The sequence below is a fragment of the Gordonia phthalatica genome, assembly GCF_001305675.1.
GTDB classification, from domain to species: Bacteria; Actinomycetota; Actinomycetes; order Mycobacteriales; family Mycobacteriaceae; genus Gordonia; species Gordonia phthalatica.
Map to the genome: position 1 here is coordinate 3,341,516 of NZ_CP011853.1, position 24,681 is coordinate 3,366,196.

Annotated in this window: 3 protein-coding genes and 1 pseudogene; all 4 read right to left on the reverse strand. The window is 68.8% G+C overall.

Annotated features, from left to right (window positions below):
- Complete coding sequence (locus ACH46_RS15735; RefSeq protein WP_062393753.1) at positions 1 to 336, reverse strand: hypothetical protein; 336 nt, start codon at positions 334 to 336, stop codon at positions 1 to 3.
- A gap of 296 nt (positions 337 to 632) precedes the next feature.
- A complete protein-coding gene (locus tag ACH46_RS15740; protein ID WP_062393754.1) occupies positions 633 to 980 on the reverse strand; it encodes a hypothetical protein in 348 nt (115 codons plus the stop codon).
- A 153-nt stretch (positions 981 to 1,133) separates the two neighbouring features.
- Positions 1,134 to 1,364 (reverse strand): MbtH family protein, encoded by a 231-nt coding sequence (locus ACH46_RS15745; protein WP_062393755.1) that lies wholly within the window; start codon positions 1,362 to 1,364, stop codon positions 1,134 to 1,136.
- 84 nt (positions 1,365 to 1,448) lie between these two features.
- A pseudogene (locus ACH46_RS15750) lies at positions 1,449 to 24,671 on the reverse strand (non-ribosomal peptide synthase/polyketide synthase); the annotation flags it as partial.
- Between the last annotated feature and the right edge of the window lie 10 nt (positions 24,672 to 24,681).

Here is a 24,681-nt window from a genome sequence, read left to right on the forward strand (position 1 = left end):
TCAGACCACCGAGCGAAGCGCGGCGGGCGCGACCGGAAGGTCGCGGCCGAGCCACTTGACGATCTCCTGCATCGACCGTGCGAGGTCGCGCGGCGGCATCTTGGCGAGGCCCGGCATGTTGTGCATGACGGACGCGGTCACTGCACTCTCCACGGACATGAACTCGGCGTCGACGACGCGACGGTATCCGTGCAGGGAGTCCACCAGGTCCCCGTAGGTCACACTGTCGCTTCCCACGCGAACGGCGGTCAACCACGGCGCATCGTCCGCACGATCAGCCAGGTGCACGCTCAGATTGCGGATCCACTCCTTGCGATCGACGCCGTAATTATTCATTGTCCGACCCTTCCGGGTGTCGTCATCCTCGAATCTAAGGGTCCTCCAAGTGGGGGATCCGCGACTACCACAGTATCGACATCTGCCCGATCGCGTAAGGGTCTGCCCGACCAAATGACGATAACGTGCCTCATCGGTAATCGATTCGACATCCAAGAAGGGCTCTCAACTGCGAGTTCGTCGACGATTCGTCGTCGGAAAGACCCTGAAAAACTATAGAGATGTGCGTCACATTTCAATCGAATTCGCGCGAGTGTCACACGTACTGATGCGTTCAACCGATTATTGTGCGCCCGTCATCCCACTGATCGATGCTCCACCACGGTGCGCGGAACATCGCGTCCGATCCATTCGACGATGTCGAGAACCATCTGCGCCAAGCGCTCAGGAGGCAGGGCAACGATTCCCGGAAGGCACCTGACCACCGCGGCCACCAGCGAACTCTCCACCGACATGCACTCCATGCCCGCTGCGCGGCGCTGCGCCTGTACGGCGTCCGCGAGCTGCCCGCAGGTGACCGCCTCTCCCCCGACTCGCACCGCTGTCAGCCACGGTGTCACATCCGCCCGATCATAGAGTTCTTCGAGGACCGCGCCGATCCACTCACCCCGCTCACGTCCTTCCACCATCGCCACCGCCCCCATTCCCGTCCCTGTGTCACCTGTTCGGACTACCGATGGACTGAGCGTAACCGAGTTCACGGAGTCTCGCGAGGCGAGCGAAGACAGCGGGACGGCGGCATCGGATCCGATACCGCCGTCCCGCTCCCCCGAGGGGTTGTCTGCGCTGTCGAGCGACTAGCCTTCGCGAGCCGCCTTGTCCGCCTCCATCGCGTCGATCAGGCTCTGCGGACGCAGGTCGGTCCAGTTCTCCTCGACGTACTTGAGGCAGGCCTCGCGGCTGTCCTCGCCGAACACCTTGTTCCAGCCGGCCGGGATGTCGGCGAACGTGGGCCACAGCGAGTGCTGGTTCTCGTGGTTCACCAGCACGTAGAAGCGCCCGTTTTCGTCGTCGAACGGGTTGGTCATGATTAGCAGTCCTTTCGTGACTGGGCAGTCTCGCCCATGATTGTCTCATCGTCGGGCCGCAGCAGAGTGCTACGGGCCCCAGGTTCACTCATTCGGTCGGGATGCGCCTGCCTCCTCGAGTGCCGCGGCGAGCACCGGTCCGATCACGGTCAACGCATCGGCGTTCGCCATCCCCAAGTGGTGGGTGTCGACGTCGACCTCGACGATCTCGCCGCCGATGAAGTCGCGCCAGGCCTCGGCGACCTCTTCCGGCTTCTCCTTGTCGGCGGTTGCGACGAAGATGTGCAGGTCACCGTCGAACACGTCCGGCGTGAATCCGATCACGACGTCCTGAGCCGAGGCGAAGCTCTCCATGATGCGTCCCACCTGGTCCTCACTGAAGAGCCCCATGCCCGCGATCTGCGCGCGCACGACCTCGGTGACCTCTTCGGCGCTGGACGCGTGCAGATCGTCGCCCAGATCGAACAGTTCACGCCAGCCGCCGAGCAGGTCGGCGACCACCTCCCCGTCGTCGTTCGAGTCCGTCTCGAGCGATTCGGTCTCGGTCGCCTCGATCGTCGCGACCGCCGACGGCTCCTCGCCGTCGACGATGCTCTGCACCATCTCCGCGGGCACCGGCGCAGCGTCCATGACGCCGAGGTACGCGACCTCCTCGCCGGCGGCACGCAGTCTCGTCGCCATCGCCTGCGCGATCACGCCGCCCACCGACCAGCCCAGGAGGTGGTACGGACCGCTGGGCTGCACCGTCCGAATCTCCTCGAGATAGCGATCGGCGAGCTGCCCGGCATCGTCGCGGACGTCCTCGCCCGCGGTGACGTGCGGATCCTGCAGACCGTACAGCGGACGGTCCTCCAGGTACGGCGCGAAGCCTCCGTAGAACCACGCGAGACCGCCTGCCGGATGAACACAGAACAGCGGTGCGCGGGAGCCCTCTGTCCGAAGCGCCAGCAGGACGCCGTTCGCCGCCGCAGTCTCCGACTCCAGGTGAGCCGCGACCCCGCGGACCGTCGGATCGGAGAACAGCGCCGCCAACTCCACGTCCGCTGCGAGCTCCACGCGCAGGCGTTCGACGATCCGCACCGCGGACAGCGAATTGCCGCCCAGCGCGAAGAACGACGCCGTCGCCGACACCTCGGGGAGCCCGAGGACCTCCGCGAAGACCCGCGCGATCACCGTCTCCCGAACGCCCTCCGGCGCCACGAACGCTTCAGCGGTCGCGGTCGGATCCGGTGTCGGCAGGGCTGCGCGATCGATCTTCGCCGCCGCATTCATCGGCATCTCGTCGAGCGCCGTCCACACGGCCGGAACCATGTACGGGGCCAACTCCGCCGAGACCGACGCCCGCACCGCGGCGAGGTCGACGGTGTCCGGCGACACGAAGCCCGCGAGGAACTGGTCGCCGCCGGCCGTCGTCTCGAGGGTGACCACGGCGTGGACCACACCCGGCGCGCGGCGCATCGCCGATTCGATCTCGCCCAGTTCGATGCGCTGACCGCGCAGCTTCACCTGGAAGTCGGTCCGGCCGAGGTAGTCGATCTCGCCGTCCGCCGTCCACCGCACCAGGTCGCCGGTTCGGTACAGGCGACCGCCCGGCTCGAACGGGTCGGCGACGAACCGCTCGGCCGTGAGGCCCGGTCGCGAGGAGTATCCGCGTGCCAATTGAACGCCGCCAAGATACATCTCACCCGGCACCCCGATCGGCACCGGCCGCATCCGAGCGTCGAGAACCCACGTGGTCAGGTGGGAGACGGGACGACCGATGGTCACCGGTCGACCGGCTTCCACCGGCTTGTACGTGGCCACGATCGCGGCCTCCGTGGGTCCGTACAGGTTGTACGGTTCGGAGTCCGGCCAGACTGTCATCAGCCGCTCAACCAGTGATTCCGGGAACGCCTCACCGCCGACGTCGAGGTGCCGCAACGATGCCAGCACCGCGAGCTCCTCGTCGGTCAGGATCTCGAGCATCGTCGAGACCACCGACGGAACGAGAATCGCGGAGGTGACTCGATTGCGCCCGAGCTCCACGGCCAGGGCCCGCGGATCCTGATGGACACCCGGCGCCAACACCAGCAGCGCACCGCCGGAGACGACGGGGCGGTAGTACTCGAGCACCGACGGGTCGAAGGTCGACGAGACCACCTGTCCGAAGACGTCGCGGGCCGTGTAGCCGTGCACCAGCGCGTCATGCCTCAGCTGGGACACGACTGCGCGGTGGGACACCGCAACGCCCTTCGGCGTGCCGGTGGATCCCGACGTGAAGAGGGTGTACGCGGCGGAGTCGACGTGCACGGCCGGGCGTGCGCCCATCACCGAGCGCACTCGCTGCGACTCCGAGGACCGCGCAGCGGTCAGGACGTCGTCGTCCGAGAGCTCGACCGCCGTGATCCCCGAGGCCGCGGCGACCCGTCGCAGCTCGTCCGGACCGTCCGGCCGCAGAATGACGGCCCGGACACCCGCGGTGTCGATCATGTGCTGGAGCCGGTCGGCGGGCGCCTCCGGATCCATCGGCACGAACTGGCCGCCGACGACGACCGACGCGTGCACGGCCACGATCAGCGACGCCGATCGGGGCAGTGCGACGGCGATCGGCGTCTCCGCACCGACGCCGAGACCGGCGAGCCGCTCGGCCACCGAACCGATCGCGCGGTCGAGTTCGCCGTAGGTCAGCTCCTCGCCCTCCGGGGTGATCAGCGCGATCGCGTCGGGAGTCGCCTCCACCCGTTCCCACACCAGGTCGGCCAGGGTGTCGCCGACGTTCGCCGGCACGAGGTCCAGACCGTGCGACCACTCGTCGATACTCCCCGCCTCTGACGGGAGCACGATGTCGACCGCGCCGACCGCCTGCGTCGGATCGCCGACGAGGACCGTCAGCAATGCCACGAGTCGAGCCATCGTCGCCTCGACGGTGCCCGCGTCGAACAGGTCTGCGGCGTACTGCGCCGAACCGTGCCACGCCGTTCCCGGTGCTCCGATGGTGACGTCGACGACCAGATCCACCTGGATCGGGGCGCGGCCGTCGTTCAGCAGTTCGACGCGCAGATCGCCGATGACGGGCAGCACCGTCTGTCCCGTGTCTCCGCCGGACTGGCGGACCGACAGCCACACCTGGGCGAGTGCCGCGAACGCCTCCGACCGCACCGGGTTGATGGAGTCCACGACGGTCTCGAACGGCGCGACGCTGTGCGAGAAGGCCGCCAGGTCCACATCGCGCACCTGGTTCAGCAGGGACTCGAACGTGTCCTCGGCACCGACCCGTGTGCGCAACACCAGGGTGTTGACGAACATGCCGATCAGCGGGTCGAGAGCAGCCTGACCGCGGCCCGCCACGGGCGTGCCGATGGCGATGTCGTCGGATCCCGCGAGTCGCGACAGCAGGACCGCCAGCGCGGAGTGGACCACCATGAACGGGGTCGTCCCCGTGGCCCCGGCGAAGGCGGCGATCTGATCGGCCAGATCCGCTGGGATCTCGAAGTCCACCCGTGCGCCGCGCTGCGAGGCGACCGCCGGTCGCGGGTGATCGGTCGGCAGCGCCAGGAGATCCGGCATCCCTGCCAGCTGGTCACGCCAGTACTCCAGTTGCGAGCCCACCACCGAACCCGGGTCGTCGGGCGACCCCAGCTCGCGGTGCTGCCACAGCGCGAAGTCGGCGAACTGGACCGGCAGCGCGGCGATGTCGGGCGCCTGCCCGGCGCTGCGCGCCGTGTACGCGACGACCAGGTCGGAGAGCAGCGGGCCGAGCGACTCGCCGTCCGCGGCGATGTGGTGGACGACGACCGCGAGCACGTGCTCGTCGGGCGCGATCTCCCATACGCGGACGCGGAGCGGCCACTGCTCGGCGAGCACGAAGCCGGTCATGACCGCCGTCTCGACGGCCTCCTGCCCGTCGACCAGCGCCCAGTCGAATCGGTCGGCGATCGAGTCGATCGGATCGACCACCTGCACCGGCTCCCCGTCGACGACGGGGAATGTGGTGCGCAGGATCTCGTGCCGGACGACAACGTCGATCAGCGCCGCACGCAGTGCTTCGACGTCCAGTGGTCCGGACAGTCGCAACACCGCCGGGATGTTGTAGGCCGCCGACGCGGCGTCGAACCGGTTGATGAACCACATCCGTTGCTGCGCGAACGACAGCGGGATGCGATCGGGTCGGGGCTCCACCGCTTCGATCGGCGCGAGTCCGGCACCGTGCGTCCGGGAGAGGGCCGCGAGGCCCCGCACCGACGGCGCGTCGAACACGTCACGGACCGCCAACTCGACGCCGAGGGCGTCACCGACCCGCGCCGCCAGGCGCATCGCGGACAGCGAATTGCCGCCGAGATCGAAGAACGACTCCGTGACACTGACCTGCTCCACGCCGAGGACGTCGCTGAAGACCGCGGCGACCGCTTCCTCATCGGCGTTCTCGGGCACGGTGAAGACGGCTGCGACCGAACCGAAGTCGGGCGCCGGGAGCGCCTTGCGGTCCAGCTTGCCCGCCGAGTTCAGTGCGATGTCCTCGAGGACGGACCACACCGTGGGCACCATGTACCCCGGGAGCGCCAGCGACACCGCGGACTTGACCCGGTCGAGGTCGATGCGCTCGCTTCCGCCCGACACGTAACCGACGAGGTGCTGGGACCCACCCGGCCCATCGACGACGGTCGCGGCCGCGTGGACCACGCCCGGCGCGGACGCCAGGACGGACTCGATCTCACCGAGCTCGATGCGCTGACCGCGCAGCTTCACCTGGAAGTCGGTGCGGCCGAGGTACTCGAGCCGCCCGTCGCCGGTGCGGCGGACCAGGTCGCCGGTCCGATACAGCCGCTCGCCCGGGTTCGCCGGGTCGGCGACGAACCGCTCCGCAGTCAGGTCGGGACGAGCCGCGTACCCGCGCGCCAGCTGGACGCCGCCGAGGTACAACTCGCCGGCCACCCCGTCGGGGACGCGGTGCAGTCGACCGTCGAGGACCACCGCGGAACTGTTCCAGACCGGCAGACCGATGGCCACCGACGAGGCGCCCGCATCGACGGTCTCGATGCGTTCGTAGGTGATCTCGACCGCGGCCTCGGTCGGCCCGTACAGGTTGTAGAACAGGATGTCCGGCTGCGCGTCCCGCAGTTCCGCGGCGACGGTCGGAGGCAGCGCCTCACCCGTGGTCGACACGATCCGGAGAGACGACATCGCGGCGATCCGCTCGGTGCCGACGATCTCGCAGAACACCGACAGCATCGACGGCACGAAGTGCACCATCGTCGCCCGGGACTCCTCGATCACTTCGGCCACGTAGAGCGGGTCGATGTGACCGCCCGCCTTGAGGACCACCAGCTCGGCGCCCACCGTCAGCGGCGCGAACAGCTCGGGGACTGAGCAGTCGAACGTGTACGGCGTCTTCTGCAGCACCACGTCGGTGCGGTCGATCGGGAGCTCGTCCAAGCCCCACCGCAGGCGGTTGACGACGGCCTCGTGAGTCAGGGTGACGCCCTTCGGCCGCCCGGTGGATCCGGAGGTGAAGAGGGTGTAGACCGCGTGGTCCGGTCGCAGCGGAGACAACCGCTCGGCGTCGGTGACGGGCGAACCGACATCGACGGGGTGATCGGTGTCGACCTCGATGACCGTGACCTCGCCCTGCCCCGTCGACACGGTGCCGCCTGCGGTCAGTATCACCCGCACGCCCGCCGTCTCCAGCATGTACTCGACGCGCTCGGCGGGTGCTTCGACGTCCACCGGCACGTACTGTCCGCCGGCCGTCACAACCGCATGGATGGCGACCATCATCTCGACGGACCGGTCGATGATCACCGCGACGGCGGTCTCCGGACCGACGCCTGCGGCGATGAGCCGCCGTGCCAGTTCGTTGACGCGCGCACCGAACTCCGCGTAGGTGACCTCGCGGCCCTCATACCGCAGCGCCACAGCGTGCGGCGTCCTCGCGATCTGATCGGCGACGGCGTCGGCGACGGTCTCGGCGTCGACGGCGATCGACGCGCCCCGCTCCAACGCCGCGATGCCGTCCTCGTCGGCACCCAGCACATCGACGTCGCCGACGATCAACGACGGCTGCGCGGTCACCTCGGTCATCATCGTGACGAGTCGCGAGCCGAACGACTCGATGGTCGACGCGTCGAACAGGTCGGTCGCGTACTCGACGGACACGACCCACTCCTCGTCGCGAGCGCCCACCGAGACCTCGAAAGTGAGGTCCGCGCGAGCGGTCCCGACCGGTGCCGAGACCGGTTCCACCGTCAGCGCGTCGGCCGACGACGACGCCGAACCGGTGTCGACGCTCCGCTCGTTGAAGAACAGGAGGATCTGCGCGAGCGGCGCGAAGGCCTCCGAACGCACCGGGTTCAGCGCGTCCACGAGGACTTCGAACGGCAGGTCCGCGTTGGCGAAGGCGTCCAGATCCCCGACACGGACGGCGTCGAGCAGCCCGTCGAAGGAACTGCTCGCATCCACCGCGGTGCGCAGCACCAGCGTGTTGACGAACATGCCGACGAGCGGGTCCAGAACGGCTTGTCCGCGACCCGCGACCGAGGTGCCGATCGCGATGTCGTCGCTGCCCGACAACCGGGACAGGAGCGCTGCGAGCGCGGCATGGAAGACCATGAACGGTGTCGCCGCGTGCGCCGTCGCCAGCGTGTGCGCGGCGTCGACCACGTCGCTCGGAATCGAGAACGACACCCGTGATCCGCGCTGGGACGCCACGGGAGGCCGAGGTCGGTCCGTCGGCAGCGCCGACACGTCGGGAAGACCGGCGAGTCGCTCGGTCCAGAACGACAGTTGGCGTCCGAGCGGCGACTGCTGGTCGTCGGCGGCGCCGAGCACCCGATGCTGCCACAGCGCGAAGTCCACGAACTGCACCTCGAGCGGCGTGAACTGCGGTTCGGCGCCTGCCGAACGCGCGGCGTACGCGGTCACCAGGTCGGTGACGAGCGGTGCCAGCGATTCGCCGTCCGCCGCGATGTGGTGCAGGACCAGCGCGAGGACGTGCTCGTCGGGGCTCACCGGCAGCAGGCGGACGCGCATCGGCCACTGTGCGGTGACGTCGAAGCCCGCCTGCACGGCGGACAGAACCGCGTCCTGATCGGCGACGATCCGCCAATCCAACTGGTCCGCGACGACGTCGGCGCCCGCTATCTGCGCGACGGCCTCACCGTCGACCGCTGGGAACACCGTGCGCAGCACCTCGTGCCGCACCACCACGTCGACCATGGCTGCTCGCAGCGCGCCGACGTCGAGCGGGCCGCGCAGGCGCAGCACCGCAGGGATGTTGTAGGCCGGCGACTGCGCGTCGAACTGGTTGATGAACCACATGCGCTGCTGAGCGAACGACAGCGGCAGTCGTTCCGGTCGCGGAACCACCGCGGTCACCGGCGCCAACGCCTCACCGCGACCCACGATCAACGCCGCGAGTTCGCGCACCGTCGGTGCGAGGAACAGATCCCGGACACCGACCTGGGTCTGCAGAGCAGACGCGATCCGCGCCGCCAACCGCATCGCCGACAGCGAGTTGCCGCCGAGATCGAAGAAACTGTCGGTCACCGACACTCGGTCCAGTCCGACCAGATCCGCGAACAACGACGCGATGACCGTCTCGCGCTCGCCGGCCGGCGCCACGTACTCGGTCTCGGTACCCGCGAAATCAGGGGCGGGCAGCGCCCGACGGTCGATCTTGCCCGCGGTGTTGAGAACCAGATCGTCCACGACAGTCCACACCGTCGGCACCATGAACGCCGGCAGTCGCTGCGCGACCGCGGACCTGACGGTCTCGACGTCCACCGTTCCCGGTGACACGAACGCCACCAGGTGCTCGGCCCCGGCCGGGGAGGTCGCCACCGTCGCGGCGGCATGCACCACACCGGGCGCTGCGGCCAGCGACGCCTCGACCTCACCGAGTTCCAGACGCTGGCCACGCAGCTTCACCTGGAAGTCGGTGCGCCCGAGGTACTCGATCTCACCGTCCGTGGTCCACCGCACCAGATCGCCCGTGCGATACAGCCGCGACCCCGGCGCGCCGAACGGATCGGCGACGAACCTCTCCGAGGTCAGGCCCGACTGCCGCGCATAGCCGCGCGCCACCTGGCGTCCGCCGATGTACAGCTCGCCCGGCACACCCGCCGGAACCATCTGCAGTCGATGATCGAGAACGTAAGTCTGCGACCCGGCGATCGGCGTGCCGATCGTCACCCGACGCGCGCCGGGCTGGTAGGTCTCGACGGTCGAGAAGATCGTCGTCTCGGTGGGACCGTACTGGTTGTGCAGCTGGGCGGTCGGCCACAGCGTCACGACTGCCTCGGCCACCGCGTGCGGCAGGGCCTCGCCGCCGGTGTTCAGGTGCCGCAGGGTCGCGACCCACGCCGGGTCCTCCCCCGCGAGGACCTCGGTCATCACCGCCAGCATCGACGGGACGACGATCGCGCACGTGACGCCGTTCGACGCCACCGCGTCCTTGATCACGAACGGATCCCGGTGCGTGCCCGGCTCCAGCAGAACCAGACGACCGCCGGACATCAGCGGGCGCACGAATTCCAGCACCGACGGGTCGAAGGTGTACTCCAGCACCTGGAGGAAGACGTCGCTCGACCGGAACCCGTAGTAGCCCTTGTCGGCCATCGACTCGGTCATCAGCGCCCGATTCGACACCGTCACGCCCTTCGGCCGTCCGGTGGAACCGGACGTGAAGATCGTGTACGCAGCGTTGTCCGGACCCGCCTGACCGAGTCGCTCCGTCGACTCCAGCAGCGGAGTCGGGTCGGTGTCCGACGACGCGTCGACCACCGTGATCTCGATGCCGCGGGCTCGCGCCGCGGCCACGGCCTGCGTGTCCTGCGACGCCGCCGACACCAGCATGAGCACCGCGCCCGAGGTCTCGAGCATGTAGTCCACTCGATCGGTCGGTGCGGCCACGTCGATCGGCACGTACTGTCCGCCCGTCGCCATCACCGCGTAGATCGCGACCATCATCTCGACCGATCGCGGGACCGCGATCGCCACCGCCACGTCCGGGCCGACGCCCGCAGCGATCATCGCCCGCGCCGACGCCGAGACCCGAGACCCCAACTCGCCGTAGCTGACCTGACGGTCGCCCGCCACCAGCGCGATCGACTCCGGGGTCGTCCGCGCCCGCGACAACAGCAGGTCCATCGCCGTGGCCGGCCCGTCGGCCGGCGCCTCGGGCTGCGACCACTGCCGCACCTGAGCGGCCATCGTCTCGTCGAACAGCGCGATCTCACCGATTCGGGTGTCGACCGACTCCGCGACCTGATCCAGGACCCGCTGAATCACCCGCAGGAAGATGTCGACCTGCTCCCGGGTGAACACCTCCGGCAGGTACTTGATCTTCATGCTCAGGCGGTCGCCCGCGAGCTGGGTGCCCAGGTTCAGCGGATAGTGGGTGAAGTCCTGACCGGTGACTCCGCGCATGTCCAGGCCGTCGTCGCCCGCATCCACCTGCGACAGCGAGTCGGTGTCCACCGGATACGACTCGTGCACCGTCAGGGTGTCGAACAGAACGCCATGCCCTGCCACCGCTAGGATCTCCGGCAACGCCAGATGCTGGTGATCGAGCACCCGCACCTTGTCGTCCTGCAGACGACGCAGCACCTCACCGATCGTCGCCTCCGGATCCACGTCCACCACGGCCGGCAGGGTGTTGATGAACAGGCCGACCATCGCCTCGACACCGTCGAGGTCGGCTGGACGGCCCGACACCGTCTCGCCGAAGGTCACCACGCGGCTCTCGGTGAGACGCGACAGCAGCACTGCCCAGACGAACTGGGTCACCGTCGCCACGGTCACGCCCAACGACCGCGCCGCGTTCTGGAGTCGCACAGTCGTGGCGGCATCGATCAACACGCGTTCATCACGTGAGAGCACCTCGATGGCGTCACCGCGCGCCGCAGCGACGAGCGTCGGCTCGGTCACCGGTGCCAGCACCGACCTCCAGGCGTCCAGGCTCGCCGCCTTGTCCTGTCGACCTATCCGATCCAGGTACACCGAGAAGTCGGTGGCGGGCGTGTACGGCGCCCCCGTGGTGTAGGCGGCCATGATGTCGGCCAGGACCAGCGGGCCCGACCAGCCGTCGAGAATGATGTGGTGGTTAGTGACGACCAGCGTCGCCAACTCACCGTGACGCACCAGCATGAACCGCATCAGCGGCGCCGTCGCCAGATCGAACGGCGTCACCCGCTGCTCGTGGGCGAGCTCGGCCATCCGCGCGGCGGCGTCGTCCTCCGACGCCTGTCCGAGGTCCACCACCGTCCAGGGCAGCGTCACCTCCTCGAACACCAGGCTCACCACGGCGCCGCTCCCGGTGGCCGCGAAGCCCGACCGAAGTGCGCTGTGGTGGGCGACGACCTTCTCAATCGCCGCTCGCAGCCGGTCGTCGTCCACGCCCGCACCGAGCGTCACCGACACCTGTGCGACGTAGACGTCGACGGCGTCCTGGACCTGAGCCGCCAGCTGCGACTGGAAGAACAGGCCGCCCTGCAGCGGCGACAGCGGCAGCACCGTCGCCGCCGGATACCGCTCGGCGAGCCGGTCCAGGTCGTCCTGGGTCACACCGGAGCCCGGCACGTCCGACGGCGACAGGCCGACGTCGGGACCGCTGGCCGCGATGGCCGTCAGCTCCTCGGACCAGAGGTCGAGCAGTTCGGTCATGTCGTCGTCGCCGAAGGTGTGCTCGCCGAACATGATCGACATCGCGAGACGTCGTTCCCCGTCGATCACCCGACCGCTGACCGACACCGTCAGCAGTGCCTGAAGCGCCATGCCTCCGTTGGGCGACGGGGAGAATCCCGGACCGCCCGCGGGCATGAACGGCAACGGCGCGGCGTCGTTCGCGTCGCCCGAGGCCGCCGAACCGGCGCCGAAGTAATTGAAGACGATCGGCGGCATCGGCCGCGCGGAGAGGTCGGTCTGCACACCGTAGCGGAGCAGACCGAACCCGATCCCGGAGTCCGGCTGCGACAGCCGCTCCTCCTTGGCCGACTTGACCGCGTGGACCACGTCGGCGGCGGGGTCCACCGACATCGGCGCGATGGTGGTGAACCAACCGACCGATCGCGACAGGTCCGCACGAACCGGATGCGCTCCGGACGCCAGGACCTCCTCGTAGCGTCCGTGTCCCTCGAGCAGAACCGACACCGGTGCCGTGTCCGCGATGCCGCGGGCGGTCTGCCAGGACCGCACGGCCCGGGCGAGCCCCGCGAGCAAGACGTCGTTGACGTTGCCCCCGTAGGTCTCGGGAACCGTGGTGAGCAGCGCTTCGGTGACGGTCGCGCCGACCAGCGACCCGACGGACGTCATGGTCCGCATCCGGTCGCGCTCGCGCTCGAGGCGCACCCCGAGGTCCGTGGACTGCTCTGGCACGCGCTGGAGCCAGTAGTCGAGTTCCCCACTCCGATCCTGCGCCGCGAGGGCGTCGGCCCACGCACGCTGGGAGGTCGTGGTGTCGCGGACGCGCTCGGGATGTCCGGCTTCGCGCTGCGCCCACACCGTGACGAGGTCCTCGATGACGACGCGCCAGGAGACGGCGTCGATCCCGAGGTGATGGATCACGACGACGATCCGGCCGGCACCGTCCGGATCAGTGACCAGCGCGACCTGCACCAGTCGCCCGAACGCCGGGTCCAGTCGGCTCGCTGCGTCGGCGTGCGCGGCGACCAGATCCGCATCGAATTCGGGCGATCCCGCGCGGTGCGCGGAGGCCGCCTCGGTGACCGCGGACACCGGATCGAACGGAGCGCCTGCGGCCAGCCGCCAGACCCCGTCGTCGTCATGCGTCAGCTGTGCGGTCAGCATCGGATGAGCCGCGACCACCGTGGCCAGCACGTCGCGGAGGCTCTCCGACGTCAAGCCCTCGGGAGCGAGCAGCACATTCGACTGCGAGAAGTCGGCGAAGTCGGCCGGGGTGTCGGAGTACTCCAGCATCCACGACACGACCGGCGGCAGTGCGACGGGACCGACCGCTCCGCCGGGAAGCTCCGGCAGGTCGGGCAGGGCCTCGCCGGACTCGGCGATCACGCGTGCGAGGGCCCGGACGGTCTTGTGCTCGAAGATCTCGCGCGGCGAGAGCGCATGACCTGCCGCACGCATCGCGGAGGCCAACTGAATCGACATGATCGAGTCGCCGCCCATGGCGAAGAACGACTCGGTGACCGAGACCTGCTCGATGCCGAGGAGGGCTGCGATGCTGGTCGCGAGCTGCTCTTCGAGTTCTCCGCTCGGCGCCACATAGGTGGTCGCCGCGGAGCCGAAATCGGGGGCGGGCAACGCACGGCGATCGATCTTGCCCGCACTGTTGAGGACGAGGTCGTCGACCACGGTCCACACCGACGGCACCATGTACGGCGGCAGCGCCTGTTCCACCACGGCCGTGATCGTGGACACGTCGACCGTCGCGGGCGAGACGAACGCCGCGAGGTGTTCTCCGCCCGACGGCGCGACCACCACGCTCACGGCGGCCTTCACCACGCCCGGCGCGCCCGCGAGAACGGACTCGATCTCACCGAGCTCGATGCGCTGTCCGCGCAGCTTCACCTGGAAGTCGGTGCGTCCGAGGTATTCGATCTGACCGTCGACGGCCCACCGGACCAAGTCTCCGGTGCGGTACAGGCGCGCGCCTGCGGGCCCGTACGGGTCGGCGACGAATCGCTCAGCGCTCAGGCCCGGGCGTGCAGCGTACCCGCGCGCCACCTGGACTCCGCCCAGGTACAGCTCGCCGGGAACGCCGACCGGAACCGGCCGGAGTCGTGCATCGAGGATCAGCGCGCTGGTGTTCCACACCGGTGCGCCGATGGTCACGACGCGCGGGGCGTCCGACACGTCGGCCCACGTCACCTCGACCGCGGCTTCGGTGGGACCGAACAGGTTGTGGATACCGACGTGCGGCCAGGCTGCGTGCGCCTTGGCCACGACGGCGGCGGGCAGGGCCTCGCCGGAGGCGAAGAGCCACTTCAGCCGTGTCAGCTGCGCCAACCGTTCCGGTTCGACAACATCCAGGAACACCGACAGCATCGACGGCACGAAGTGCACCGAGGTCGCCGCTGATTCCTCGAGGAGTTCCACCAGGTAGTCGGGGTCGGCGTGTCCGCCGGCCCGAGCGACGACGATCGTCGCACCCGACATCAGCGGTCCGAAGAGTTCGGGGACCGACACGTCGAACGTGAACGGCGTCTTCAGGATGATCCGGTCGCCGCGCGACCAGCCGAAGGTGCCGTATCCCCACGCGAGACGGTTGACGACCGACCGGTGCGAGACCGTGACGCCCTTCGGCCGCCCGGTGGAGCCCGAGGTGAACAGCGTGTACGCGGCATTGTCCGGTGTCAGCGGAGCAATCCGGTCGGCGTCGCCGACCGGATCGGTCTCCGGATCCACCTCGCCGGAGCAGTCCACCGTGACGAGCGTCGGTCCGACACCGGGCAGGTCCGTCATCGCGCTCGGGGCGTCCCCGGCCGCGATCAGGACGGTTCCGACGCCCGCGGTCTCCAGCATGTAGGCCACGCGATCGTGCGGTGTCTCGACGTCGATCGGGACGTACTGACCACCCGCGGTGAGCACCGCGTGGATCGCGACGACCATCTCGACGCTGCGGTCGATGCACACTCCCACCGCGGTCTCCGGTGCCACTCCGAGTGCGATGAGATCGCGCGCCAGCGCGTCGACCCGGGCCGCGAACTCGCGATAGGTCAGCTCGCGTCCGTCGGCCCAGAGCGCGATGCGCTTGGGCGAACGACGGACCTGCGCCGCGATGGCCTCGGGCAGGGTCACCTGCGGAACCGCCGTGGTCTCCCCCGCGGACGCGGCGAGCACCTCGCGCGTGGCCGCCTCGGTCAGCAGGCTCGCATCGCCGACCGCGCGGTCGGGCGCTGCGACGAGGTCGCCGAGCAGCCGCACGAAGGTCTGCGCCATCCGATCCGCGGTGCTCTCGTCGAACAGGTCCGCGGCGTAGGTGAGCTCGCCGGACCAGTCCGCGTCGGATTGCGAGACCGTCATCGTCAGGTCTCGCTGAGCGACGACGTCCGGCCGCTCGACGGGTGCGATCGTGAGATCGCCGAGTTCCATCTGGACGCCGTCGAGGGAGGCGCCCGGGTTGAACGACAGCATCACCTGGGCGAGCGGTTCGAAGGCCTGCGACCGCACCGGATCGAGGGCGTCCACGACCGATTCGAACGGGACGTCCGCGTGGGCGTAGGCGTCGAGGTCGCCGCCGCGGACCTGCGTGAGCAGCGACTCGAACGACATGTCGGGCTCCACCTGGGCACGCAGCACCAGCGAGTTGACGAACATGCCGACGACGGGTTCCAGCACCCGCTGTCCTCTGCCCGCGGTCGGGGTCACGACGGCGATGTCGTCGGTCCCGGACAGGCGCGCCAGCAGCACCGACAGCGCCGCGTGCACCACCATGAACGGGGTGACGTCGTGCGCAGCCGCCACCTCGACGGCCGTCGACGCGATCTCGGCGGGAATGGTGAAGGACACCCGACCGCCGTTGGAGGTCGCCACCTGCGGTCGCGGACGATCGGTCGGCAGGGTGAGGACGTCGGGCAGTCCCGCGAGGCGAGTCCGCCAGTACGCGAGTTGTCGGCCGACCACCGAGTCGGCGTCGTCCGGTGCGCCGAGCACCTCGTGCTGCCAGATCGCGAAGTCCGCGAACTGCACGGGCATGTCGCCGAACTGCGGCTCGTCACCGGCGGCGCGCGCGGCGTACGCGGTCAACACATCGGTGAGCAGCGGTCCGGTCGACTCGCCGTCGGCGGCGATGTGATGCATGACCACCGCGAACAACGTGGTCTCCGCGTCCACGCGAGTCAGTCGGACGCGGATCGGGAACTCCGTCGTCAAATCGAAGCCGCGGAGCAGGTCCGCGACCACCGCGTCCGAGGAGTCGAGGACGCTCCAGTCCAGGTACGTCGAGACCTCGTCGACACCCCAGATGCGCTGGGACGCACCGGTCCCCGACTCGGGGAACGTGGTCCGGAGGACCTCGTGACGGGCCACGACGTCGACGACGGCGGCGCGCAGCACGTCGAGGTCGACGGCGCCGGTCAGTGTCAGCACCACCGGCACGTTGTACGCCGCGGACTCGGGATCGAGGCGGTTCAGAACCCACATGCGCTGCTGTGCGAACGACAGCGGCACGGTGGCAGGCCGCGGATCCACCGCGACGATCGGTGCCGCACCGGCGTCGCGGCCGCCGACCGCGGCGACGAGCTCGCGGACCGACGGAGCCTCGAAGACGTCGCGCAGCGACACGTCGACGCCGAGCACCTCACCGACGCGAGCGGCCACCTTGGTGGCCGACAGTGAGTTGCCGCCGAGGTCGAAGTAGGAGTCGGTGACCGACACGCGGTCCAGACCGAGCGCGTCGGCGAACACGTCGGCAACGGCGCTCTCGGCTCCGGGCAGCGGAGCGATGTACTCGCCCTCCTCGATGACCGGCTCGGGCAGGGCGTCCTTGTCGAGCTTGCCGACCGCCGTGAACGGGAGCGCATCCAGAACCATCACCGACGCGGGCACCATGTATGCGGGCAGTCGTTCGCCTGCGAACCGCTTGAGTTCGGCAATGTCGAGATCGGCCCCGGGCGCGGGCACCACATACGCCGCGAGCGCCGTGGCGACCGAGCCGCCGACACCCACCACCACCGCGGACTTGACCGCCGGGGAGTCGGTGAACACCGACTCGATCTCACCGAGTTCGATGCGGAGACCACGCAGCTTCACCTGATCGTCCGCGCGACCGGAGTACTCGAGGACCGGCGTGCCGTCGGCCGCCGAACGCCACCGCACCAGATCGCCGGTGCGATACATCAGGTCGCCCGGCGTGCCGAACGGGTTCGCGACGAAGGTCGACGACGTCTGTCCCGGCCGCTTCAGGTAGCCGCGGGCCAGGGCGCCGCCCATCGCGTAGAGCTCGCCGACGGCGCCGGCGGGGACCGGTCGCAGTCGTGCGTCGAGCACGGCCAGGCCGATTCCCGCCAGGGTGCTGCCGAGGGTCACCGGCTCGCCGATCGCCATCGGCTGCGACCCGGTCAGTGCCACCGTCGCTTCGGTGGGACCGTAGAAGTTCTGGATCCGGCGGAACTGCGCCCACTGGTCCTTGAGCGCCTGGCTGATGGCCTCGCCGCCCACGAACACCATGCGCACGGTGGGGACCAGTGCCGGGTCGAGCGTCGCGAGGACGGTCGGCGTCAGGAACATGTGCGAGACCGCTTGCCGCGTCAGGAAGTCCTGCAGCGGCTGACCGCCGACCGCGTCGTCGGGACGGAACACCAGGGTGCCGCCGGAGATGGTGGCGACCAGGTACTCCAGGACCGACGCGTCGAAGCTCGGCGAGGTGAAGCCCAGCATGCGGGTGTACTCGTCCGCGCCGGAGCGACGCACGAGTTCGCGGCCGAAGGTATGGACGCCCCAGTTGGTGACCGCGACTCCCTTCGGACGACCGGTGGAGCCGGAGGTGAAGATGACGTAGGCCACGGTGTCCGGACGGACCGGGCCGGTCCGCTCGACATCGGTGATCGGGGCCGACGAGACGCCTCCGATCTCCTCGACGAACACCGGATCGTCGAGCGCGATCAAGTCGAGGTCCACGTCGTCGGGTTGCTCGACGCCCGACATCGTCAGGCAGAGCGGCGCGTCCGAGTCGAGGAACATCGCCCGACGGCGTTCCGCAGGGTACTCCGGATCCACCGGGACGAAGCCGGCTCCAGTCTTGGCGACCGCGGCGATGGCGGTCAACAGCGCAGTCGATCGACCCATCGAGATGCCGACCACCGACTCCGGCCCGATCCCGCGGCCGATCAGCAGCCGGGCAAGTCGGTTCGACTGCTCATCCAGCTGCTGGTAGGTCAGCGAACCGCCCGACGCGTCGACGACCGCCTGGCGCGGCCCCCACGCGAGGGCCGACTGCGCGAAGATCTCCCCCATGGTCAACGGTTCGTCTGCTGCGCCACCCGAGACCACGGCGTCCGACGACACGATCGTCTTGGCAGCCAGCGGACGCGCGGCCGGCGGCCGCGGCGTCGTCGAGCGGCCGCCGGCCACACCGAGGGCGATGTCGCCGACGGAGGCGGTCGGATCGGCCAGCGTGGCGGTGAGGACCGCGATCAGTTGATCGGCGAAGGTCTGCACCGTCGCCTCGTCGAACAGATCTGTGGCGTAGATCAACGATCCGTGCCACGGCCCCGAGTCGACGACACCGACGGCCACGACCAGGTCCGTCTTGGCCGCGACCTCGCCGGTCGCGACCGGCTCCACCGTCAGCCCGGCGATCTCGCCTGCGGCGAGGTTCGCCCCCGCCAGCTCCGGAAGATCGCTCTGGTTCAGGGTCAGCCACACCTGCGACAGCGGCGAGTACGCCTGCGAACGACCGACGTCGAGCGCATCGACGACCATCTCGAAGGCGACGTCCGCGTTGGCGAACGCCTGCAGGTCGGTGGTGCGCGCCTGGGCGACGAGGTCGTCGAAACTGCCCTCACCGTCGATGCTGGTGCGCAGGATCAAGGTGTTCACGAACATGCCGATCAACGGATCCAGGACGCGGTGCCCGCGCCCGGCGATCGGAGTTCCGATGGCGATGTCGTCGACGCCGGTGAGCCGGGACACCAGCACCGCGAGCGCGGAGTGCAGCACCATGAACTGCGTGGTCCCGGTGGCGCCCGCGTACTCGCCGATCCGTGCGGCGAGGTCCGCCGGGATCTCGAACGGCAGCTGCGCACCACGCTGGCTCGCGACCGCGGGTCGGGTCCGGTCCGCGGGGAGTTCCACCAGCTCCGGCAGACCCGTGAGGTTCTCCCGCCAGTACTCGAGTTGCTTCCCGGACACCGACTCCGCGTCGTCCGGCGAGCCCAGGACCGAGTGCTGCCAGATCGCGTAGTCGGCGAACTGGACCGGCATCGGGGCGAAGGTCGGCGTGCGGTCCTGCAGGTGCGCGCTATACGCGGTCACCATGTCGGTGATCAACGGCGTCATCGATTCGCCGTCGGTGGCGATGTGATGGATGACGACGGCGAAGACGTGGTCATTTTCGCCCGCCTGCCAGACACGCACTCGGATCGGCCACTGCTTGGTGACGTCGAATCCGGTGGTCGCGGCCTCCTGCAGCTCGGCGAGGTCGTCGACGACATCCCAATCGAGCTTGGCCGCGATCATCGACGCGCGGCCGATCTTCTGGTGCGGCGAACCCTCAGCCGACGGGAAGGTGGTGCGCAGGATCTCGTGCCTGGTCACGACGTCCACCACGGCGGCGTGAAGCGCCTCCAAGTCCAGATCACCGGTCAACCGCAGCGCTGCGGGAATGTTGTAGGCCGCGGAGGTCGGATCGATCTGGTTGATGAACCACATGCGCTGCTGCGCGAACGAGAGCGGAATCCGATCCGGACGGGGGTCGACCGCGGTGATCGGCGCCAACGCCACTGCATTGCCTGCCACGGTGGCAGCCAGCTCACGCACCGACGGCGCATCGAAAACCTCGCGTACAGACACCGACACGCCGAGCGCCGACGTCGCTCGCGCGGCCAACCGCATCGCGAGCAGCGAGTTGCCACCCAGATCGAAGAACGACTCGACCACGCTCACGTGATCGCGACCGAGCAAGTCCGCGAACACCTCTGCGACGGACTGCTCGTCGGAACTCGACGGTGCGACGTATTCGGCCGTGCCGCCAACGAATTCCGGGGCGGGCAGTCGCTTCCGATCGAGCTTGCCCGCCGAATTGAGAAGCACCTCGTCCAGCGCCGTCCACACCGACGGCACCATGTAACTCGGCAGCATCCCTTCGACAACAGCCCGAACCGACTCGACATCGACAGACGACGGGGCGAAGTAGCCGACCAGGTGCTCGGTCCCTCCCGGCCCCTCGACCACGGCCGCCGCAGCATGGACCACGTCCGGCGCAGAGGCCATCGCCGACTCGATCTCGCCGAGCTCGATGCGCTGACCACGCAGCTTCACCTGGAAGTCGCTCCGGCCGAGGTACTCCAGCTGACCGTCGCCGTTCCACCGAACCACGTCGCCGGTTCGGTACAGACGGGCACCTGGCTCACCGAAGGGATCGGCGATGAACCGCTCGGCGGTCAGATCGGCACGCGCCGCGTACCCGCGCGCGAGCTGCGCGCCACCGACGTACAGTTCGCCCGGCACACCGACCGGAACCAGACCCAGACGGCCGTCCAGAACGAAGGCGTCCGTGTTGGCGACCGTGGATCCGATCGGCACGACTTCTGCCCCAACCGGAACTGGGAACGCGGTCACGTCGACCGTGGTCTCGGTGGGCCCGTACTTGTTGACGAGTACAGCACCCGGGATGACGTCGCGCGCGCGGTCCAGAACCGCGGCGCTGACTGCTTCACCGCCGGTGAGGACGTGGGTCAACGACGTCAGGGCGGGATCGTCTGCGTCAAGCCCTTCCAGGAACACGGCCAGCATCGAGGGCACGAACTGGACCGACGTCACGCCCGAATCGCGGATCAGGCGTCGGAGGTACGCGGGATCCCGGTGTCCGTCCGGCGAGGCGACGACTGCCGTCGCGCCGCCGGCGAGCGACCAGAAGAGCTCCACGACAGAGGCGTCGAATGTGTAGGGAGCCTTCAGAAGAATCGACTGTCCTTCCGCGGCACCGAACACGTTCTCGAGCCACGACAACAGATTCACGACAGCCCGATGAGGTACCGTCACACCCTTCGGAAGTCCCGTGGAACCCGATGTGAACAGCGTGTACGCAGCCGTGTCCGGAGTGATCGGTCCTCTCCGATCGGCGTCCGTGATGGGCCGAACGGTCGCATCGAACGAGCCCGCACAGCTGACCTCGATCCGCTTCGTGAGCGAATCGAGATCGGCGACCGGGGCGGGGTCCGTACCCGCTGCGATCAAGACGATCTCGGCTCCCGATGCCTCGACCATGAAGGCCGCGCGGTCGGCGGGCGCGTCGGTATCGATCGGCACGTACTGTCCGCCGGCAGTGACCACCGCATGGAGCGCAACGACCATCTCGACAGATCTGTCGATGCACACGGCCACCGGGACCTCCGGCCCCACACCGACTCCGATCAGATCACGAGCCAGTTCAGCGACACGTGCACCGAACTCGGAGTATGAGACCAGGCGCCCCTCGAACGACAGCGCATTCGCGTTCGGCATCGCCGTAATGCGCTCTGCGACCAAGTCGGCGATCGACGTTGTGGTCAGGTCCACGACTGCTCCGCGGCCGTATCGCAGCGCTGTGGTCTGTTCGTCGTCCGATGCCAACGCGACGGCGCCGACAGCAGTCTCCGGCGCGGTGGTGAACGCATCCAGCAGTCTGACGAACCGCTCGGCGAATCGCTCGATCGTCTCCGGATCGAACAGATCCGTGGCATACCGAACAGACGCAGTCCAGTCCGTCTCGCCCGAGAACACTGCGATCGTCAGATCCCGATGAGCGGCCGCCAACTCCGCGTCCGACACCTCCTCGATGACCAGATCCGCGACCTCGACCGTCCGCTTCTGCGCAGAAGCGGACGGATCGAACGACAACATCACCTGGGCCAGCGCAGCGAATGCTTCCGACCGCACCGGATTCACCGCATCCACCACAGCCTCGAAGGGAACATCGGCATGCGAGAACGCATCCAGATCCACCCGCCGAACCCGCTCCACCAAGCTCGAGAACGACTCATTCGCATCCGTGGTCGTCCGCAGCACCAACGTGTTGACGAACATGCCCACCAACGGATCGAGCACTTCCTGCCCACGACCGGCCACCGGTGTCGCCACAGCGATGTCGTCTGTCGCCGTCAAACCCGCCAGCGTCACCGCCAGTGCCGCGTGCAACACCATGAACGGCGTCGCGCCCGTCATCCGCGCCACATCCTCGACCCGCGACGCCACCTCCGCCGGAATCCGGAAGGCAGACTCGGCGCCGCGATGAGACGCGACCGCCGGGCGCGGCCGATCCGCGGGCAACTCCAGAACGTCGGGAAGATCAGCAAGCTGCGAGCGCCAGTAATCCAACTGCCGCGCCACAACCGAGTCCGGCTGATCCGGTCCGCCCAGCACCTCGTGCTGCCAGATCGCGAAGTCAGCGAACTGTACCGGCAACGGCGAGAACGACGGTGCGCTACCGCTCGTTCGTGCCAGATACGCGACAGTGAGATCGGTGATCAACGGCAGCATCGACTCACCGTCGGCCGCGATGTGATGCACCACCACCGCGAGCACATGCGAACGGGTATCCGCCGGATCCGTCCACACGCGTACACGGATCGGCCCCTGTACCGCGACGTCGAATCCCTCCATCACCGCAGCGATCAACGCATCCTGCGACTCGCAGACATCCCACACGTCGTCGTCCAACGGCTTCCCCGCCGGCGCGACCACCTGCATCGGAACACCGTCGACCGACGGATACGTCGTTCGCAGGACCTCATGGCGATCGATGACATCGGCCACCGCTCGACCCAACGCCGCGACATCCAGAACGCCGGTCAACCGCAGCACACCGGGAATGTTGTACGCGGCATTCCTCGGTTCGAACTGGTTGATGAACCACATCCGCTGCTGTGCGAACGACAACGGAATCCGGTCCGGACGCGGCACTACCGCCGTAATCGGTGCCAGGGCTCCACTGCCGACCACGACGGTCGCCGCCAACTCACGCACCGACGGCGCCTCGAACAGGTCCCGCACGGACACGTCGGCATCGAGCGCCGCGGACACCCGCGCGGCGACGCGCGTCGCCGCCAGCGAGTTGCCGCCGAGATCGAAGAACGACTCGACGACGGACGCCTCGTCGAGGCCGAGCACCTCGGCGAACACGGCTGCGATCGTGGCCTCGGTGTCGTTCGCCGGTGGCACATACGCAACTTCGGCGATCTCGGCGGCCGGCAGCCTGCGTCGATCCACCTTGCCGGAACTGTTCAACGGCATCTCGTCCAACGGCATCCACACCGTCGGGCGCATGTACTCCGGGAGCCGGGTGGCGATGTCGGCCTTGATCAGTTCCAGATCGATCTCACCCGACACGTAGCCGACGAGATGCTCGCCCGCCGCGAGCGTCGAGACCGCAGCGGCGGCATGGACCACGCCCGGTGCTGCGGCGAGCACCGCTTCCACCTCACCCAGTTCAAGGCGCTGACCGCGGAGCTTCACCTGGAAGTCGGTGCGGCCGAGGTACTCGATCTGACCGTCGGACGTCCAGCGAACGGCGTCGCCCGTGCGGTAGAGACGTTGCCCCGCCGTTCCGAAGGGGTCGGCGACGAACCGGTCGGCCGTCAGGTCCGGGCGGGATGCGTACCCGCGCGCCAGCTGGAGGCCGCCGAGGTACAGCTCGCCGGGCACGCCGACGGGCACCATCTGCAGAGCCGCGTCGAGGACGACGGCGGAGACGTTCGGAACGGGTACGCCGATCGGCACCCTGGTGTCGCCGCGCCGGACCTCGTAGGCGGTGACGTCGACGGCGGCCTCGGTGGGGCCGTACAGGTTGATCAGTCGGACGTCCGGCAGCGCGCCCAGCACCGACTGGGCCAGCGCACTCGGCAGCGCCTCGCCGGAAGTGATGACGTAATCGAGTTTCGTCAGCGTCCCGACGCGGGCACCGAGGACGCCCTCAAAAGCAGCGAGCATGGACGGGACGAAGTGGATGGTGTCGACCTCGTGGTCTGCGACGATGCGAGCCAGGTACTCCGGGTCACCGTGCCGGTCGGGTTCGGCGACGACCAGTCGGGCTCCGACGATGAACGGGAGGAACAGTTCCCACACCGACACGTCGAAGGTGATCGGGGTCTTCTGCAGGAAGACGTTGTCGGCGGTGAGGTCGTACCAGTCGCGCATCCACTCGAGACGATTCGCGACCGCCGCATGACTGACGGTGACGCCCTTGGGCCGTCCGGTGGATCCGGATGTGAACAGCGTGTACAGGGCGTTGTCGGGGTGAAGCGGCGCCCGCCGTTCGGCGTCGGTGATCGGAGCGATGGTGACATCGACCTCGCCGGCGGCGTCCACATCGACCACAGCCACCGAGGCGGCGAGTCCGGTGAGCGGGGCATCAGCACGCTGGAGCACCACCTGTGCGGCCGACGTCGCGAGCATGTACTCGATGCGATCGACGGGTGCCTGCGGATCGACGGGCACATACTGTCCGCCGGCCGCGACCACCGCGTGAATCGCCACCATCATCTCGACGGATCGATCGATGCACACCGCGACCGCGACGTCGGGCCCCACCCCGAGGTCGATCAGGCGCCGGGCCAGAGTCGCCACACGTGCGGAGAACTCCTGGTAGCCGACCTCGCGTTCACCGAAGACCAGGGCTACCTGGTCGGCTTCGCCGGCTACCCGAACAATCTCAGACACTATGCAATGC